The organism is Streptomyces sp. NPDC093097 (assembly GCF_044754325.1).
In the GTDB taxonomy this organism is placed as follows: Bacteria; Actinomycetota; Actinomycetes; order Streptomycetales; family Streptomycetaceae; genus Streptomyces.
Map to the genome: position 1 here is coordinate 633,317 of NZ_JBIVOW010000001.1, position 17,405 is coordinate 650,721.

Consider the following 17,405-nt stretch of genomic DNA (forward strand, 5'->3'; position numbering starts at 1 on the left):
GGATGCGGGGGCACCAGGGGTGGGGCTTTGACGGACGCGCCCTACCGCGAGGGCTGCCCCACCTCCTCGGGGGTGCACACCTCGGTGATCCCCCGGGACGCCAAATGGCCGGAATCCGCGGCGTGCTCGGCCAGGACGAGGGCGGGTCTGGCGCCCTGCGCGGCCAGCTCCGCCCAGGCTTCGAAGACCGGGCCGCCGGGTGCGCACACCGACCGGTGGGGCGCCGCCTCGGCGTCCCCGGCGTCGACGACCAGCGCCGTACCGCGGGCCGGCGGCCGGTGCGCCCGCCCCCGCCAGTGCGCCGCCTGCTCCGCGAGGGCCCGGCCCGCCGGCTTGACACCGCGGTCCTCGGTGAGCAGTCCCAGCCCGTACTCCAGCTCCGGGAAGTCGGCCAGCGACCGGGGGACGTCGTACGCGCACCACCATGTGACGCCCCAGACGTCCTCGCAGTCCGCGGCGTTGGTGACGGTCGCGGTGGTGAAGCGGGCGGCGCCCTCCTCGGGGATGTGCGGGGCCGGCGCGCCGACCTCCTGGAGCCACACCGGGCGGTGCGGGTCGTGCGCCCATGCCTTGGACAGCTCGATGAGATAGGCGGCGTGCTGCTCGGTCGCGACCCCGGTCGGGCCGTGGCGCTGCGCGGTCCCGTTGAACACCCAGGAGTGCACGGCCGTCATGGCGCCGAGCCGGGCGGCGTGCGCGGGGGTGAAGGGGTGGCCGTCGCGGTACCAGGCGGCGTCGTACGCGGCGTGCAGGTGGGCGCGGCCCGGCGCGCCCCGCTCGCAGGCGGCCAGCATCCGGGTGAGCCAGGCCGCCGCCTGGGCGCCGGTGATGCGGTCCGGGTCGGGGTGCGGGCCGTCCGAGAACTGGTTGATCTCGTTGCCGAGGGTCATCCCGAGGAAGCCGGGGCGGTCGGCGAGCGCGGCGGCCAGCGTCCGCAGGTACTCCTCCTGGCCCGCGAGGACGTCGGGGTCGGTGAAGAGGTTGCGGCGGTGCCAGGTCTGGGTCCAGGCGGGCAGGAAGTCGAAGCTGGACAGATGGCCCTGGAGGCCGTCCACCGCGACGTCCAGCCCCCGGTCGGCCGCCGCGTCCGCCAGCTGCACCAGCTGCTCCACGGCGCGCGGCCGGATCAGGGTGCGGTTGGGCTGGAACAGCGGCCACAGCGGGAAGACCCGGACGTGGTCCAGGCCGAGGGCGGCCAGGGCGTCCAGATCGGCGCGCACCGCGTCCAGGTCGAAGTCCAGCCAGTGGTGGAACCACCCCTGGCTGGGCGTGTAGTTGACGCCGAAGCGGATCCGGCCGGGCCGGTGGGGTACGGGCATGTGCGGTGAAGTCCCTCCGGGTGGGTGTGGCATCAGCCCTTGACGGCGCCCTCTCCGACGCCGCGGAAGAAGTAACGCTGGAGGCAGGCGAACATCACGATCAGCGGGAGGACGGCGATCACCGAACCGGCCGCCACCAGCCGCTGATTGTCCGCGAAGGTGCCGTGCAGGTAGTTCAGGCCGACGGTCAGGGTGAACTTCGACTGGTCGCTCAGCACGATCAGCGGCCACAGGAAGTCGTCCCAGGCGCCGATGAACGCGAAGACCGCGACCACCGCGAGGGTGCCCCTGACCGACGGCAGGGCGATCCGTACGAAGCGCTGCCAGGCGTTGGCGCCGTCCACGAACGCCGCCTCCTCGACCTCGTACGGCAGGGCCGTGAAGGCGTTGCGCATCAGCAGGACGTTCATCGCGCCGATGCAGCCGGGCAGCACCACCCCGAGCAGGGTGTTGTTCAACTCCAGCTGACGCATGGTCAGGAACTGCGCGATCATGATGCTCTCGACCGGGACCAGCATCGCTGCGATGAAGACCACCACGGCGATCCGCCGGCCCCGGAACCGCAGCCGGGCCAGTGCGTAGCCGGCCAGCGCCGCGCCCGCGCAGTTGGTCAGCACGTTGGCGGTGGCGACCGTGAGCGAGTTCAGCGCGAAGTCCCAGACCGGGATCACCCGGGCCACCGCGGCGTAGTTGGCGAGCGTGGGGTGGTGCGGCACCAGGCTCGGCGGATAGCGGTAGATGTCCTCGCCCGGGCCCTTGAGCGAGGTCGACAGCTGCCACAGGAACGGCCCGACGGTCAGTGCCAGTACGGCGAGCAGCAGCAGATAGCGGGCCACCAGCGGCCAGCCGGCCCGCTTCCGCCGGCGCCGGTCGGCCCCGGTCATCGTTCCTCCCGGCGGTTGGCGCGCAGCACCAGCAGCATCAGCCCCAGCGTGAGCACGAACACCACCACCGACAGCGCCGAGGCGTAGCCGACCCGCCCGCTGAGCCCGGTGCCGGCCTGCTGGACGAGCATCACCAGCGTGATGTCCTCCCCGCCGGGGCCGCCGGTCGCCCCGGCCATCAGATAGACCTCCGAGAACACCTTGAAGGCGTTGACCGCGGAGAGTGCGGCCACCAGCACCATCGTGGCGCGCACCGCCGGCACCGTGACGGTCAGGAAGCGCCGCACCGGCCCGGCCCCGTCGACCGCGCACGCCTCGTGGAGCTCCCGGGGCACCTGTGCCAGCGCCGCCAAGTAAATGATCATGTAGTAGCCGAGGCCCTTCCAGACCGTCACCGTCATCGCGCTGAGCAGCAGCAGCCACGGATCGCTGAGGAAGCCGGCCCGCCCGAACCCCAGGACTCCCAACAGCGCGTTGATCAGCCCCCGGTCGTCCAGCAGCCACACCCAGATCAGCCCGACCACCACGACCGAGGCGACCACCGGGAGGTAGAACGCCGCCCGGAAGAAGGCGATCCCGGGGACGCTCCGCTGGACGAGCAGCGCGAGCAGCAGCGGCAGGACCACCAGCGGCGGCACCACGCCCAGGACGTAGAGCACGCTGTTGCGCAGCCCCGTCCAGAACATCGGGTCGTGCACCATCTCCCGGTAATTGGCGCCGCCGGTGAACTGCCCGGCCGTCAACGTCCGGGCGTCGGTCACGGAGTTGACCACCGTGCTCGCGAACGGATAGAGGCTGAATCCGCCGACGACCAGCAGCCCGGGTGCGAGAAAGAGCCAGGGGCTGGCCGGCAGCTGCCTGCGGACTCCCCGGCGGTGGCCGAGACGCCGTATCCCGCCACTCGCCGCGGCCGCCTTCTGCATTCCCATCCCGGCCTCAGCCGCTCGTCAGCAGGCGATCGCACTCCGCGACCGCGGAATCCAGTGCCTGCTGCGGTGACTGCTTTCCCTGGAGGGCCCGGGCGACGGCATTGCGCAGCACCGTCTTCATCTGGTCGCTCATCAGCACCGGGGTGTAATTCACCGCCGTCTTCAGGGATTTCGCCGCCGCCACCCGCACCCGGGTGGCGTCCGTGCCGTCCTCCTTGGTGAAGTACGGATCGTCCAGTGCGCCCTTCGTGCTCGGGAAGACCGTGACCTGTTGCGCGAACGCCATCTGGTGCCGCTGGTCGGTCACGAAGTGCGCGAACACCACCGCCGCCGGTTTCACCTTGCTCTGCGCGTTCACCATCAGGCCCTGTACGTACATGTTGGCCTTACCGGTGTTGTTGACCGCGTCGGTGATCCCGATGTTCTTGTACAGGCCCGGTGCGTCCCGTTTGAAATTCTCCAGATCGAGCGCGCTGCCCGGATTCATCGCCACCGACTGCTGCTCGAACTTGCGCCCCGCCGACTCGGCCACGGCCGTGAGCGCCTGCGAGTCCAGCGCCCCGGTCGCGTACAACTCCTTGTACCGCGAGAGCAGTTGCACGCCCTTGGGCTCGTTGAAGGTGAACGCGGTGCCCTGCGCGTTCATCAGCCGGACGCCGTAGCGGCCGAAGTCCTCGATCGACGGCGTTCCGGCCAGCATCGCGATCTTCCGGTCGCTGCCGCGGGCCATGGTGAGCGCGTCCGCGAACAGCCGGTCGTAGGTGGTCGGTGGTTTCTCCGGGTCCAGTCCGGCCTTCCGGAACAGGTCCTTGTTGTAGAACATCGGGCCGGTGTTGAGATACCACGGGAAGGCGTAGACGCCCGACACCCCCGGCATCGCATTGCTCTTCCAGGCGCCGTCCAGATACTCGCCCCGGTATTTCCCGGCTGCCTTCTCGACGTTGAGCGCCAGCCCGGCCTTCGCCAGCGGATAGGCCAGGTCGGGCGACACATTGACGACATCGGGCAGGGTGCCGGCGGCGGCGTCCGCGCTGAGCTTCTGCGGATAGCCCTCGGCCGGCTGGTCGATCCACTTCACCGTGGTGCCCGGGTACTTCTTCTGGAACTCCGCGATGACCCCGTCGAAATACTTCTGGAAACGCGCCTTGAGATTCCAGGTCTGGAAGGTGACCTCGCCCGCCACCTTCCCCTCCGCGCTGTCGGTTCCCCCGCCGCCGTCCCCGCCGCCGCAGGCGGACAGGAACAGCGCAGAGGCGGCGAGGACCGCGGCGGCGGGCGCCCGACGGGAATGACGATGCATGGCCGGCTCCTTGGCTCAACGTGCGCGGAAGTGCTCGGACCAGAAATCTGTCGAAGGCATCGCGGCGCCGGGAACCGGTTCCGTACCACGGTTTCCCAGGCTCCGGATCGCAACGCGGCCGACGCTACTAATGCGATTTAGTAGGTGTCAACACCCTGGTAACCAAAGGACTTTGGGGCAGCAATGCGGAGCGGCCCGACCGTTGATTGACAGGCCCGGCCACCCTGATCAGACTGGCGGCACCCCTGCGGTTCGGCCCCGAGGAGCCCGCGATGACAGCGCCCGGTGAGGCGGCCCGCCGCAAGCCGGCCCGCCGCCCGACGATCAAGGACATCGCCCGACGGGCCGGCGTCTCCGAGAGCGCGGTCTCCTTCGCCCTCAACGACCGGCCGGGCGTCTCCGAGGACACCCGCGCCCGCATCCGGAAGGTCGCCGACGAACTGGGCTGGCAGGCCAACAGCGCAGCCCGCGCCCTCTCCGGCGAACGCGCCGGCTGCCTGGGACTGGTGCTGGCCCGCCCGGCCCGCACCCTGGGCGTGGAGTCCTTCTTCCTCCAACTCGTCTCCGGCATCCAGGAAGTGCTCTCCGCCCGGCGGACCGCCCTGCTCTTCCAGGTCGTCGAGGACCTCGACACCGAGTGCGCGCTCTACCGCCGCTGGTGGGCCGAGCGCCGGGTGGACGGCGTGCTCGTCGTCGACCCCCGCACCGACGACCCCCGGCCCGCCCTGCTCACCGCCCTCGGCCTGCCCGCCGTCGCCATCGGCGGCCCCGCCCCGGACGCCGCGGAGCCCTCCGCCGCCCCCCTCCTGACCACCGTCTGGGCCGACGACGCCGCCGCCATGGCCCGCATCCTCGACCATCTGCACGGCCTCGGCCACCGCCGGATCGTGCACATCGCGGGCCTGCCCGGCCTCGCCCACACCGCCCGCCGGATCCACTCCCTGCGCACCGAAGCCGCCCGCCGCGGCCTCGACGCGAGGCAGGTCCGTTCGATCACCACCGACTACTCCGACGCGGAGGGCGCCGAGGCCACCCGCCGCCTCCTCGACGCGGCAGAGCCCCCCACCGCGCTCATCTACGACAACGACGTGATGGCGATCGCCGGCGCCTCGGTCGCCGCCGGCCGCGGCATCCCCGTCCCGGGCCGCCTCTCCATCGTCGCCTGGGACGACTCCCCGCTGTGCCGGGTCGCCCACCCCCCGCTCACCGCACTGGTCCGGGACACCGCGGGCTTCGGCCGGCTCGCCGCCGGTGAACTCCTCGCCCTCCTCGACGGCGGCCCGGCCCGCACGACCGAGGGCGAACTGCCGCACCTGGAGCCCCGGGAGAGCACCGGCCCACCGCCCGCCTGACATGAGGCGGTCTCACGCGCCGTTCCCCACCGGGCAGTTGGGACACCACCGGAGAGACCCCACCCCTACCCGTCATACCTGAGGACTACCCGCGAGGTGCGCTCCCTGGCGGGACGCCGACCAGTCACCCCGCTCCTTAGCTTCGGTGCCGGAACCACCCCAGAACCCCGGTACGGAAGGACCCTCCGCCATGGCGCCCCGCCCGCGCAGAAGCCGCCTGCCCCGCACTTTGCTCGCCGTGCTGGTCACCGCCTCTGTGGCCGTCCCGATATCCGGCGCGGCCCGCCCCGCCGCGGTCCCCGCACCGGCCCCCACCGCCCTCGGCCCGCTCCGGGACACCGCCCCCGCCACCCTGGCCCACCGGTACGCCACCACCCGCGCCGACATCCGGGCGGCCGAGCGCGGCGCGGACGCCCACGGCGACCACCGGCGGGCCGCCGCCCTGCGGGCCATGGCCGCCCCCGACCGGCACTTCCTCACCTTCGACGGCCGCGACGGCGGCCGCAGCACCGAGGTCTACGGCGACCTCGCGCACGCCGACCGCATCGCGGTGCTCGTCCCCGGTGCCGACACCGACCTGGACTCCTACCACCGCCTCCGCGACGGCGCCCGCGCCCTCCAGCAACGGCTCCAGCAGCACCCCGGCATCCGGCCCGCCGTCCTCGCCTGGCTCGGCTACCCCACCCCCGCCACCATGACCCCGGCCGCCGTCACCACCGCACTCGCCGACGACGCGGGGCCGCAACTCCACGCGTTCACCGAGACGTTGCGGCAGGCGCGGCCCGCGGCCCGGATCTCGCTGCTGTGCCACTCCTACGGTTCGGTGGTCTGCGGCCGGTCCGCCCCCGGCCTCCCCGCCGACGACCTCGTCCTCTACGGCAGCCCCGGCGTCGGGGCCGACACCGCGGCGCGGCTGCGCACCCCGGCCACCGTCTGGGCCGGCCGCGGCGCCGACGACTGGGTCGCGCACGTCCCGCACGCCCAACTGGCCCTGCCCTTCGCCAGCTTCGGCTTCGGCACCGACCCGGTCTCCCCGCGCTTCGGCGCCCGGATCTTCGCGGCCGGCGCCGGCGGCCACAGCGACTACCTCAAGCCCGGCTCACGGTCCCTGGAGAGCCTCGCCCGGATCGTCGCCGGGCCGCCCCCGTCCGCGGCCCCTGACGCCACCGCCACCGCGCAGCGCACCGCCCGGGAGGACCGCCATGCGTAACCGCCCGCGCGGCGCCGCGGCCGCCCGCGGACAGGCGCTGGTCCACCGCGTCCAGACCGCCACCCCGCCCGACCGCGACCGCGCCCTCGACGCGCTGCGCGCCGTCGCCATCCTCGGCGTGGTCCTCGGCCACTGGCTGGTCACCGCCCTGATCACCGACAGCGGCACCCTGCACGGCGCCAGCCCGCTCCAGCGGATGCCCCAACTCGCCCCGGTGTCCTGGCTGTTCCAGACCCTGGCGGTGTTCTTCCTGGTCGGCGGGGAGGTCGCCGCGCGCAGCCACGCCGCGGCCCGGGCCCGCGGCACCGCCTACCGGCACTGGCTGCACGCCCGGCTCGGCCGGCTCTTCCGCCCGGTCGCCGCGGTCCTTGCGGTCTGGACGGTGGCCACCGTCGTGATGCTCGCCGCCGGCGTCGGCCTGGACACCGTCCACACCCTGGACAAGCTGGTCCTCTCGCCGCTGTGGTTCCTGCTGGTCTTCGCCGCCCTCACCGCGGCCACCCCGCTGACCGCGCGCCTGCACCCGTTCTGGCCCTGTGCCGTCGTCGTCCTCGTCGACCTCTTCCGCTTCGGCCCCGGCGCCCCGGACTGGCTCGGCTGGCTCAACCTGCCGGCCGGCTGGCTCGTCCCGTACTGCCTCGGCGCGGCCCGCGCCCGCGGCGCCGCGCGGCGCCCGACGACCGGCTGGGCGCTGCTGCTCGGCGGCGCCGCGGCCACCGCCGCCCTGGTGCTCTGCGCCGGCTACCCCGCGTCCATGGTCGGCGTCCCCGGCGCCGCGGTCTCCAACCTCAACCCGCCCACCCTGGCCGCCGTCGCCTTCGGCCTCGCCCAGTGCGGAGCGGCCCTGCTGCTGCGCGGCCCGCTGGCCCGCGCCCTGCGCCGCCCGGCGGCCTGGGCGGCGGTCGCCCTGCTCAACCTCTCCGCGATGACCGTCTTCCTCTGGCATCAGACCGCGATGATGGCGGTCACCGCCACCGCCTGGTTCCTGGCCGGCCCGCTGCCCGGCCTGCACACCCTCCCCGACGGCCCCTCCTGGATGCTCGCCCGGCTGGCCTGGCTGCCGGTCTTCGCGGCCGCGCTGCTGCTGTGCCGGGCGGCGTTCGCCGCGTACGAGCACCGGCGGCCGCGCACCCGCGAGCAGGGCGGCTCCGCGGCGGGCGCCCCCGGGCCGGCCGTCCGCGAAGACGGCCCTGCCCGCTCGGCGGCGATGCCCCGTGCCTAAGGTTCATCCCGTGAAGAGGGGGATCACGGCCGGCCGGCTGACGGCGGCCCTGCGAGCGGTGCCGCGGTGCCTGCGCGAGGACCTGTGGACCGGAGCGGCCGAGGAGCCGCCGACCGGGACCCGGCAGCCCCGCTGGCTGGACTGGCGGCCGGTGATCTTCGGGCCGTTGCTGATCCTCGGGATCGTGGTGCTCGCCTTCAACGCCAACAACTACGGGTTCCGGTACGGCATGGGCATGCCGTTCGCCGTCTCCCTGGCCGTGGCCCAGTCGGCGGCGCCCCTCCTCGCGCTCTACCGCCCGGTCCTCGCCTGGTGGGTGACGACGGTGGCGCTGCTGGCGGTGCCCTGCTTCGCGGCGTCCTCGTTCGTCCCGTTCGAGGATCTGCCCTGGCTGCGCAACGGGCTCGCCGGGCAGGCCGTGACGCTGTTCCTGGCGGCGCTGCGGGTCCGGCCCCGGGCGACCGCCCAGATGGTGGTCCTCGGCTCGCTGGCCGGGGCCTTCGGCGATGTGCTGTTCGCCGGGCACGTCGACGACGTCGGCACGCCGGTCGTGGTGCTCGCGGTCTGCGGCCTGGTCGGCACCCTGCTCCGCGGCCGCCACCAGGCCCGCACCGAACTCGTCGTCCAGGAGGAGCTGACCGCGGAGGAACGCGCCCGCCGCACGCTCCTGGAGGAGCGCAACCGGATCGCCCGCGAACTCCACGACGTGGTCGCCCACCACATGTCGGTGATCTCCATCCAGGCCCAGGTCGCCCCGCACCTCGCCGAGAACCCCTCGGCGGAACTCCAGGAGAACCTCCGCGGCATCCGCCAGAACGCGGTCGAGGCGCTCACCGAACTCCGCCGCGTCCTGGGCGTCCTGCGCTCCGAGGACAGCCGCCCCGAGAGCACCCCGCACACCCCGCAACCCACCCTGGACCGGCTCGGCGAACTCGTCGGCAATGTGCGCGGCGCCGGCGTCGAGGTCGTCGTCGAGACCGCCGGCACCCCGCGCCCGCTCTCGCCCGGCACCGGACTGTCCGCCTTCCGCATCGTCCAGGAGGCGCTGAGCAACGCCATGCGGCACGCGCCCGGCGCCGCCGTCCGCGTCGAGATCGGCTACCGCACCGCCGACCTCACCCTCCACGTCACCAACACCGCCCCCGACGGGCCCGCCGCGCCCTCCCCGGGCACCGGCCACGGCCTGCTGGGCATGCGCGAACGCACCGCGATGCTCGGCGGCGAACTGGCCACCGGCCCCACCCCCGACGGCGGTTACGAGGTCACCGCGATCCTCCCCGCCCCCGCCGCCCGCTCCGACGCCGCCGAGGACACGCCATGACGACCGCCGCCACCGCCATCCGCGTGCTGATCGCGGACGACCAGATCATGGTCCGCCAGGGCTTCACGGTGCTGCTCAACGCCGAACCGGGCATCGAGGTCGTCGGCCAGGCCGTCGACGGCCACGACGCCGTCGCCAGGACCGCCGAACTCGCCCCGGACGTCGTCCTGATGGACATCCGGATGCCCGGACTCGACGGCATCGAGGCCACCCGGCGGATCACCGCACCGCCCGACGCCGCCGTCAAGGTCCTCGTCCTGACCACCTTCGACCTCGACGAGTACGTCTACGAGGCGCTGCGCGCCGGCGCCTCCGGCTTCCTCCTCAAGGACGCCTCGGCCGATGAACTCGCCCAGGCGGTACGGGTGGTGGCGGCCGGCGACGCACTGCTCGCCCCAGGTATCACCAAGCGGCTGATCGCCGAGTTCTCCCGGATGACCGGCGCCCGGCGCATCCCGCCCAGGGGCCGGGCCGCCGGGCTCACCGAGCGGGAGACCGAGGTGCTGTCGCTGATCGCCCAGGGGCTGTCGAACGCGGAGATCGCCGAACGGCTGGTGGTGGCCGAGCAGACCGTGAAGACCCATGTGGGCCGCATCCTGGTCAAGCTGGGACTGCGGGACCGGACCCAGGCCGCCGTCTTCGCCTTCGAGACGGGGCTGGTGCGGCCCACCGGGTACTGAACTCCCTTACCGGGCCGTCCGGTTCAGCGGTGGGCCGCGCTCCCGGGCGCCAGCCGGCCGCAGTTGGATCCGGTGACGCCGACGCTCACCTTCTCGATGGTCCCGCCCCAGTCCACACACCGGCCCTTCGCCGCGAGATACACCGGCCCGGCGTAGGTGGTGTACTTCCCGCTGTCGGACACCGGTGCGGAACTGTGGTCCGACGGCCCCAGCACGGCGCGGACGAACACCCGCGCCCCGGGTGCCTTCCGGATCGTCACCACGCAGTTCTTCCCGGTCTTCGCGCTGTACGTGAGATACACGGTTCCCTTTCCGGAGATCGGAAGGGAGTTCACGACGCCGTATCCGCTGCCGCACGCCCCGTTGTACGCACCGGGTATCGGCGCGGCCGAGGCGGTGGTGGCCAGGCCCATGGTGGCGATTCCCGCCACGGCCAGGGCCGCGGAACCGGCGATGAGAGAGGAACGCTTCATGGAAAACCCCCGTCAGGTGGTGTCCGTCGCGTGGTCATGCATCGCAGGGGCGGATGCACCGTGTTGGACACCGGCCGGACGGGGAGGGTTGTACGCGCGGTGCGCCGATATCGGCGCGCAAGTGCGGCTCAGTCGTCGTTCCGGCCCCTGGCCAGCACCTTCAACCGGTTGTAAGGACCGTTGAACCGGTTGTGGTCGCCGACGGTGCGCCCCTTGGAGGTGTGCTGCCAGATGCTGTGGAACCGCCAGCCGGAGGGCAGCTTGCCGACGTGGCGGCCGTAGCGGGGGATCCACAGCGGGTTGCTCCGGCCGAACCGGCCGGAATTGCCGGTGCACCGCTTCCACCAGTTCGTCGAGGTGTAGATCACCGCGTCCCGCCCGGTCAGTGCCCGGTAGGTGCGCGCGAAGTCGGCGATCCACCGGACCATGCCCGCATGGCTCTTGCCGTAGCAGGTCGCGCCGTACGGGTTGTACTCCAGGTCGAGCGCGCCCGGCAGCGTCCGGCCGTCCGGTGACCAGCCGCCGCCCCGGTGCGCGAAGTACCGCGCCTGCGCGCTCCCGCTGGAGTGGTCCGGCAGCGCGAAGTGGTAGGCGCCGTGGATCATGCCGACGTCGTACGAGCCGCGGTACTGCTGGGTGAAGTAGGGGTTCTTGTAGCCGGTCCCCTCGGTGGCCTTGACGTACGCGAACCGGATGCCCATGCGGTGCAGCTTGTGCCAGTTGACGCGGTGGTTGTGGCTGGAGACGTCGACCCCGGCCACGGACTTGCGTCTCCAGACCCCGCGCGGTTCCGAGCCGCCGCCGCTCTCGATGCCCTCGTGCGCGGCGATGGTCGAGCCCATCCAGTCCTGCTCGGGGTGGGCTGGGGTCTTTGCGGCTTCCGGTGTCGCGGTAGCGGTGCCGGGCACGGTGAGCGGCATGGCGAGCACGGTGACGAGTGAGACGAGGGAGCCGGCCGCCAGGCGGGCCGTGCGCCGGGCCGGTGCGGATCTGCGCAAGGGCATCGCGTGCCTCCGAAGGACTTCGGTCGAGTCAGTTTCGGCAGCTTTTGAGCAGAATCCTGCCGATGAAAAGACATATACGCTGAATCGCCGGATTCCATGGCTCAACGGGGCCTCGGTCCGCCGTCCGGCCGGGCCATCTCACTCGTCTGGGCCGCCTCCGCGAGCCCTCGGCGCGGCCCCCGTGGCACAAAGACGAGCGGGCCCCGGCTGGTTGCCGGGGCCCGCTCTCTGCTCAGCGGCGAACGCGCCATGTCGCCGCTTCGCCAGCTATCTGTATCGACCCTGCGGGGTCATCTGTGTCGTCGGTCGTCGTCGACGGCGGCTCAGTACGCCGAGTTGACGTTGTCGATCGAGCCGTAGCGGTGGGCCGCGTAGTTGGCGGCGGCGGTGATGTTGGCCACCGGGTCGGTCAGGTTGTTGGCCGTGCCGTTGACGTGGTACGTGTCGAAGGTGGGCTGGATCACCTGCAGCAGGCCCTTGGAAGGTATGCCGGCCTTGGCGTTGACGTCCCAGTCGTTCACGGAGTTCGGGTTGCCGCTGGACTCCCGCATGATGTTGCGGTGCAGGCCCTCGTAGCTACCGGGGATGCCCTTGGACTTCATGATGTCCAGGGACTGGCGGATCCAGCCGTCGAGGTTGTTGCCGTAGGAGCCCGAGTCGGGGCGGTCGGCGGAGCGGCTGGCAGCCTGCTCGGCGGTGTGGCCCTGCTTCGCGACCGCGGTGACCTTGATGCGGTCCGCGACGGAGGCGCTCACCGGACGCTCGACCTTGGCGCTGTCGGCCTTGGCGGGCGTCCCGTCGGCGTTCACCGGCTTGACCGCGGCGGGGGCGTGCGCCGTCGTGGTCGGAGCGCTGCTCGGGGCCGCGGTGGCGGCCAGGCCCGTGGTGGCGGCGGCGCCGGCCAGAACGGCCAGGGCGACCTTGTGGGTACGGGTGATACGGGCGATTCGGGCAGCGCGGGGCAGGGTGAAGGACATGCGGGGGTGACCTCTTCCAGGTAAGGGAAAACGGGGAGGTGGCCATCGTTGGCGCGTTCGTACCGGAGGCTCTTTGCCGCGTTCGCCCTTGGGGCGGGAGGTGCGGCGCGCTCTCGGTGCGACTGGATCCATAGTTACGGGCCGACCCAGCCGGTGGCAATGCCCCCTTGTGCTACCGTTCTTCGTGAGATGTTGCGTGATGTCCGAAATGGGATGGTTTCTGGCCCTTGTTTATGGGCCGAGCTCGTCCCGGCATCGACTAGTCGGCCTCGTACGTGACGTGGGTCGCGTGCCCGGGGTCACCTCTGGGGGCCCTCGCAGACCCCTTGTGGACCCCTTGCGAGTTGCCTGGGTCACACGCGAAGTGCCGTCCGGTGCACCGCACTTCGCCCCCTCGAAAGCGCCGGAAAGTGACCGCGCTCACCCGAATCCGTCGATACGGCGGTGCTGCTGGTCCGTTCGTAGCAGCGATCGGGCTGTCGCAAGGCGGCGGGACGGCCGGTCCCTGAGAGTGGGACCACGAACAGCCGCCACTCACCGTAGGGAAGTGCTCATGCTCCGTCGCGCAACCGCCCTGCTCGCCGGCCTCGTCGCCGCGGGAATCCTCGCCACCGGCACCGCCGCCGCGGCCCCTGTCGACCACCGCCGCGGACACCATCACCATCACTATCACCATCACCGGAACCACCTGACCCCCCGGGAGCACGAGGGCCTCCGCTTCGCTGGCCGCGTCCTCGACCTCCTCTTCGGGGGCCCGTCGCGTCAGCTCCACAGGTACTGACACACGAAAACGGCAATGGCCCTGCCCGCGAAGTGCGGGCAGGGCCATTGCCGTTGGTGTCGGAGCGCCGGTGCGGCGCGGGGTCCGGCCGGGAGCCGTTGTCACGGCATCCCGGCGCGAACGGTCGCCTCAGTAGGCGGAGTTGACGTTGTCGATGGAACCGTAGCGGTGGGCCGCGTAGTTGGCGGCGGCGGTGATGTTGGCCACCGGGTCGTACAGGTCGTGGGGGGTGCCCTTGACGTGGTACGTGTCGAAGGTGGGCTGGATCACCTGCAGCAGGCCCTTGGAGGGTATGCCGTTGCGGGCGTTGATGTCCCAGTTGTTGATCGCGTACGGGTTGCCGCTGGACTCACGGATGATGTTGCGGTGCAGGCCCTCGTAGCTGCCGGGGATGTCCTTGGACTTCATGATGTCCAGGGCCTCCCGGATCCAGCCGTCGAGGTTGTTGGTGTACGTCTTCGGGGCGGACTTCGGCGCCTGCTGGGCGATCTCCTTGCGCTCCATGGAGCGGTTGGCGGCCTGCTGCGCGGCGTGGCCCTGCTTGTCGACCCCGGTCACCTTCAGGTGGTCCGAGATGGAGGCGGCGACCGCGTTGTCCTGACCCTTGTCCTGGGCGGACTTGTCGTTCGCGGCGACCGGCAGGCCGTCGGTGCCGACCGGCTTGACCAGGGCGGAGGCCTGTGCGGCCGGGGCCGCGGCGTTGCTCGGCGCCGCCGTCATCGCCAGTGCGGCCGCGCAGCTCGCGGAGGCCACCAGCGCCGCGGAGATCTTGTGCGCGCGGGTGATGCGGACGGTGCGGGGCAGGGGGAAATTGGGTATAGGCATGCGGGGGTGACCTCTTCCAGGGCTTGGTGGCAGGGGGAGTTGGCCATCGGTGGCGTCTGAGGGAACCGAGGGTCTGTCCCGCGCTCGTTGCTCTGGTCGAGTCCGCAGGCTCGTTCTCGGTGCTACTGGAGACATGGTTAGCGCCGGCCCGGGATGGTGGCAATGATGCCGTGTACTACCCATCTTCGTGCGTTCGGGCGAGATGTCTGTAATGGGGCCTGGAATTCCGGGTCCGCGCCCGCCGCGCGGTCGACTAGCCCCGGTCGTACGTGACGTACGTCGCGTGCCCGGCATCACCGCCGGGCCCCCTCAAGAGCCCCTTCGGGAACGGTGGTTTGTTGCCTGGCTCACAGCCCGGCGGGGCCGGTTCGCCGTTGCCTGGCGATCTCGGCCCCGCCGCTGTGTGGTTGCCTGGCCACGGTCCGTGGCACCCGGGCCCGTTCCGCGCCTGGACCCGTTTCCTGCCTGTGCCTGGGTTCGTTCTTCGTGCGCGCCTGATGGGTGGCCGCCCCGCACCCGGTACGGCTGCCTGCGCCGCTGCCCCCGGCGGCCGGTCCGCAGCGAAGGGGGGCGGTCGGCCTCACCGTCGCCCCTGGGTGCTCCAGCGCCACGCCACCCACCGGTCCGTGTCCGGAAGGGGGCAGAAGGCGCCTACCCGGCGACCGCCGCTGCGATGTCGCGCCGCTGCCCGGCGGCGCCCTGCGGGGCGGAGCGCCGGGTCCCGCCCGTGCGGCCGAGCGGCCGGCTAGCCGCGGGTCAGTACGAGCGCCGCGTTGTGACCGCCGAACCCCAGGGACGTCTTGACCGCGCAGTCGAACGCCGCCGGCCGGGCCTCGTCGCGCACCACGTCGATCGGGATCCTGGGATCGGGCACCGTGAGGTTGGCGGTCGGCGGCACCAGCTGGTGCTCCAGCGCCAGGACGGTCAGCGCGGTCTCGATCCCGCCCGCCGCGCCCAGGGTGTGCCCGGTCATCGCCTTCGTCGACGTCACCAACGGGCGCTCGCCGAGCACCCTGTGCAACATCGCCGCTTCGATCTGGTCGTTGAGCACCGTCGAGGTGCCGTGCGCGTTCACATGGCCCACGTCGCCGGGCCCGACGCCCGCGTCCGCCAGCGCACTGCGCAGCGCCCGCTCGACGCCCTGCCCCTCGGGATCGGGGGCCACCGCCGCGTACGCATCGCTGGACGCTCCGTAGCCGACGATCTGCGCACGGACCTGGGCCTGCCGGGCCCGCGCGTGCTCGGGGCGCTCCAGCACCAGCAGCCCCGCGCCCTCGCCGACCACAAAACCGTCCCGCTCCGCGTCGAAGGGGCGGCAGGCCGCGGCCGGATCGTCCCGCCGGGTGGAGACCGCCTTCATCTGGCAGGCACTGGCGATCAGCAGCCGGGAGAGCACCGACTCGGCACCGCCCGCGACGGCGATGTCACAGGCCCCGGTGCGCAACAACTGGTGCGCGGTGCCCACCGCGACCGTCCCGGACGAACAGGCCGTCGCCACCCCCAGGCTGGGGCCGTGCGCCCCGAGGTCCATACAGACGCTGCTGGCCGCGCTGTTGACGACGGTCAGCGGGGCGAGCTTGGGGGAGACCCGCCGGGCCCCGCGCCCGGCCATGGCCGCGGACTGCTGGTCGTAGAACGGCAGCCCGCCGTGCGCGGAGCCGATCACCACCGCGACCCGGCCGCTGTCCCAGGTGTCCGGGTCCAGCCCGGCGTCGCCGACCGCCTCCCGGGCGGCGATCACCGCGAGCTGCGAGAAGCGGTCCATCAGCCGCTGCGCGGCCACCCCGAGCAGCTCGGTGGGGTTCAGATCCGCCGCGGTGTACATGAAGTCGCAGGGCAGGTCGACGAGTTCGGCCTGCCGCGACACGTTGCGGGGCGCCACGTCATGGGTGAGGGCGTGCCAGGTGGCCTTCGTCCCCACGCCCGCCGCGGTGACCAGGCCCAGCCCGGTCACGGCCGCGGCGAACGGCCGCTCACGGGCCGTCACGCCGCGACTTCGCCGTCGATGGCCGCCACCAGCTGCCCCACCGTGTCGCGCGGGGTCAGTGACACCTCTTCGAGGTCGATGTCCAACCGTTCCTCGATGAGCACCCGAAGCTCTTCCAGGGCGAGGGAGTCCAGCCGCAGGCTGCGCAGCGCGGTGTCCGCGGTCGCCTCGGCTCGCGCGACCCCGAACCGCTGCTCCAGCAAGTCGTTGACAACTTCTGCCGTGTTCACGTGGCGCTCCTCCGCTGTTCGTAGGCGCTGCTGCCAACCCTGTCCTGGGCGGGAGTTCGCCGATGGCTCCGGCCGGGTTGGCCACCCTTTATACGCCTTTGTTCCCGGCGCTCCCCAACCGTGGTAACTCAATGGGGTGATGGGCGCGCCGGAGCGGGGGAGGGGGCCCTTTCGGACGGTGCGCACCGCGAGGGCAGTCCGTTGCCTAACGCCGGAACGGCCGGCAGGGCACGGGGGCGGACACCGATCGGCGCGGGGCCTCGCCCCTGGCGCTTCCCGGCGGCGCGGGCGTCCCTCAGGCTTCGTCGAGCGCGCTGGTGACCCGCCCCAACAGGCCGCGCAGGGTGCGGAGTTCGTCGACGGTGAGTCCGGTGGCGGCCAGCATCCGCCGCGGGACCGGCAGCGCCCGCTCGCGCAGGTCCGCACCGGCTCGGGTCAGGTGGACGATCACGGACCGCTCGTCCTCGGGGCTGCGCTCCCGGTGTACCAGCCCCGCCGCCTCCAGGCGCTTGAGCAGCGGCGAGAGCGTCCCGGAGTCCAGTCGCAGCCGCTCGCCGATGCGCTTGACCGGCTCCGGTCCCTGCTCCCACAGCACCAGCATGGCCAGGTACTGGGGGTAGGTCAGCCCCAGCTCCTTCAGGGCGTCGCGGTAGACGTTCCCGAACGCCCGCGAGGCGGCGTGCAGCGAGAAGCAGACCTGGTGGTCGAGGCGGAGGAGCTCGGCGTCGGAAACCGGGGGCGGCGTGGTCATGCCCTCAGGGTAAGCCCGCAAGCGATTTAGTTGTGTGTAACTAGGTTGCGCGCAACTCAATGGCGTGTCACTGTTATGCCTGTTCGGGGCGTCCCGGTCGCCCGCTGCGGGCCGGCCGGGAGTCGCCTCGTGCCCACCCGATCCATCGATCCGTTCGAAG

The 17,405-nt window shown here is 72.4% G+C and carries 17 protein-coding genes; 6 read left to right on the forward strand and 11 right to left on the reverse strand.

The features are described from left to right. Positions 1-41: 41 nt before the first annotated feature. From ACIQE0_RS02625 to ACIQE0_RS02640, 4 genes are read right to left on the reverse strand one after another with little or no spacing between them, the layout of a single operon-like run. On the reverse strand, positions 42-1,319 hold the full coding sequence (locus tag ACIQE0_RS02625; protein ID WP_402328519.1) for a glycosyl hydrolase: 1,278 nt from the start codon (positions 1,317-1,319) through the stop codon (positions 42-44). Between the two features lie 32 nt (positions 1,320-1,351). Next, positions 1,352-2,203, reverse strand: a complete 852-nt coding sequence (locus ACIQE0_RS02630; protein ID WP_366332876.1) for a carbohydrate ABC transporter permease — start codon at positions 2,201-2,203, stop codon at positions 1,352-1,354. Then, positions 2,200-3,126, reverse strand: a complete 927-nt coding sequence (locus ACIQE0_RS02635) for a carbohydrate ABC transporter permease (protein WP_402328646.1) — start codon at positions 3,124-3,126, stop codon at positions 2,200-2,202. Before ACIQE0_RS02635 ends, ACIQE0_RS02630 begins: the two co-directional genes overlap by 4 nt. A gap of 13 nt (positions 3,127-3,139) precedes the next feature. Beyond that, complete coding sequence (locus tag ACIQE0_RS02640) at positions 3,140-4,432, reverse strand: extracellular solute-binding protein (RefSeq protein ID WP_402328521.1); 1,293 nt, start codon at positions 4,430-4,432, stop codon at positions 3,140-3,142. A 272-nt stretch (positions 4,433-4,704) separates the two neighbouring features. Here ACIQE0_RS02640 and ACIQE0_RS02645 point away from each other — a divergent pair, with 272 nt between their 5' ends. The 5 genes from ACIQE0_RS02645 (at position 4,705) to ACIQE0_RS02665 (ending at position 10,217) form a co-directional block, all read left to right on the forward strand. Beyond that, positions 4,705-5,784 (forward strand): LacI family DNA-binding transcriptional regulator, encoded by a 1,080-nt coding sequence (locus tag ACIQE0_RS02645; RefSeq protein WP_402328523.1) that lies wholly within the window; start codon positions 4,705-4,707, stop codon positions 5,782-5,784. 190 nt (positions 5,785-5,974) lie between these two features. Further along, a complete protein-coding gene (locus ACIQE0_RS02650; protein ID WP_402328525.1) occupies positions 5,975-6,994 on the forward strand; it encodes an alpha/beta hydrolase in 1,020 nt (339 codons plus the stop codon). Further along, positions 6,987-8,216 (forward strand): acyltransferase, encoded by a 1,230-nt coding sequence (locus ACIQE0_RS02655; protein WP_402328527.1) that lies wholly within the window; start codon positions 6,987-6,989, stop codon positions 8,214-8,216. Before ACIQE0_RS02650 ends, ACIQE0_RS02655 begins: the two co-directional genes overlap by 8 nt. Before the next feature lie 10 nt (positions 8,217-8,226). Further along, positions 8,227-9,537: a sensor histidine kinase gene (locus ACIQE0_RS02660; RefSeq protein WP_402328529.1), complete on the forward strand. Its 1,311-nt coding sequence runs from the start codon at positions 8,227-8,229 to the stop codon at positions 9,535-9,537. Beyond that, positions 9,534-10,217 carry a response regulator gene (locus ACIQE0_RS02665; RefSeq protein WP_402328531.1) on the forward strand — a complete coding sequence of 228 codons (684 nt, stop codon included), beginning with the start codon at positions 9,534-9,536 and terminating at the stop codon, positions 10,215-10,217. The genes ACIQE0_RS02660 and ACIQE0_RS02665 overlap by 4 nt, the downstream gene beginning before the upstream one ends. 23 nt (positions 10,218-10,240) lie before the next feature. Here ACIQE0_RS02665 and ACIQE0_RS02670 read toward each other — a convergent pair whose 3' ends face one another. The 3 genes from ACIQE0_RS02670 to ACIQE0_RS02680 form a co-directional block, all read right to left on the reverse strand. Further along, positions 10,241-10,690, reverse strand: a complete 450-nt coding sequence (locus ACIQE0_RS02670; RefSeq protein WP_366332863.1) for a spore-associated protein A — start codon at positions 10,688-10,690, stop codon at positions 10,241-10,243. Between the two features lie 128 nt (positions 10,691-10,818). Beyond that, on the reverse strand, positions 10,819-11,694 hold the full coding sequence (locus ACIQE0_RS02675) for a lysozyme (protein ID WP_366332861.1): 876 nt from the start codon (positions 11,692-11,694) through the stop codon (positions 10,819-10,821). Between the two features lie 323 nt (positions 11,695-12,017). Continuing rightward, the gene (locus ACIQE0_RS02680; RefSeq protein ID WP_402328534.1) at positions 12,018-12,671 is read right to left on the reverse strand and encodes a transglycosylase SLT domain-containing protein; all 654 of its coding nucleotides are present in this window, start codon (positions 12,669-12,671) and stop codon (positions 12,018-12,020) included. Positions 12,672-13,224: 553 nt separating this feature from the next. Here ACIQE0_RS02680 and ACIQE0_RS02685 point away from each other — a divergent pair. Continuing rightward, on the forward strand, positions 13,225-13,452 hold the full coding sequence (locus ACIQE0_RS02685; protein ID WP_402328535.1) for a hypothetical protein: 228 nt from the start codon (positions 13,225-13,227) through the stop codon (positions 13,450-13,452). Between the two features lie 129 nt (positions 13,453-13,581). Here the strand turns inward: ACIQE0_RS02685 and ACIQE0_RS02690 are convergent, their stop codons facing one another. The 4 genes from ACIQE0_RS02690 to ACIQE0_RS02705 all read right to left on the reverse strand — a co-directional run bounded on the left by ACIQE0_RS02690 (position 13,582) and on the right by ACIQE0_RS02705 (position 17,245). Continuing rightward, positions 13,582-14,277: a transglycosylase SLT domain-containing protein gene (locus ACIQE0_RS02690; protein WP_402328537.1), complete on the reverse strand. Its 696-nt coding sequence runs from the start codon at positions 14,275-14,277 to the stop codon at positions 13,582-13,584. A gap of 745 nt (positions 14,278-15,022) precedes the next feature. Next, complete coding sequence (locus ACIQE0_RS02695; protein WP_402328539.1) at positions 15,023-16,264, reverse strand: beta-ketoacyl-[acyl-carrier-protein] synthase family protein; 1,242 nt, start codon at positions 16,262-16,264, stop codon at positions 15,023-15,025. After that, entirely contained in the window at positions 16,261-16,494 is a 234-nt protein-coding gene (locus ACIQE0_RS02700) for a phosphopantetheine-binding protein (protein WP_366332851.1), read from the reverse strand. Before ACIQE0_RS02700 ends, ACIQE0_RS02695 begins: the two co-directional genes overlap by 4 nt. A gap of 295 nt (positions 16,495-16,789) precedes the next feature. After that, complete coding sequence (locus tag ACIQE0_RS02705; protein ID WP_402328541.1) at positions 16,790-17,245, reverse strand: MarR family winged helix-turn-helix transcriptional regulator; 456 nt, start codon at positions 17,243-17,245, stop codon at positions 16,790-16,792. Positions 17,246-17,405: the final 160 nt, after the last annotated feature.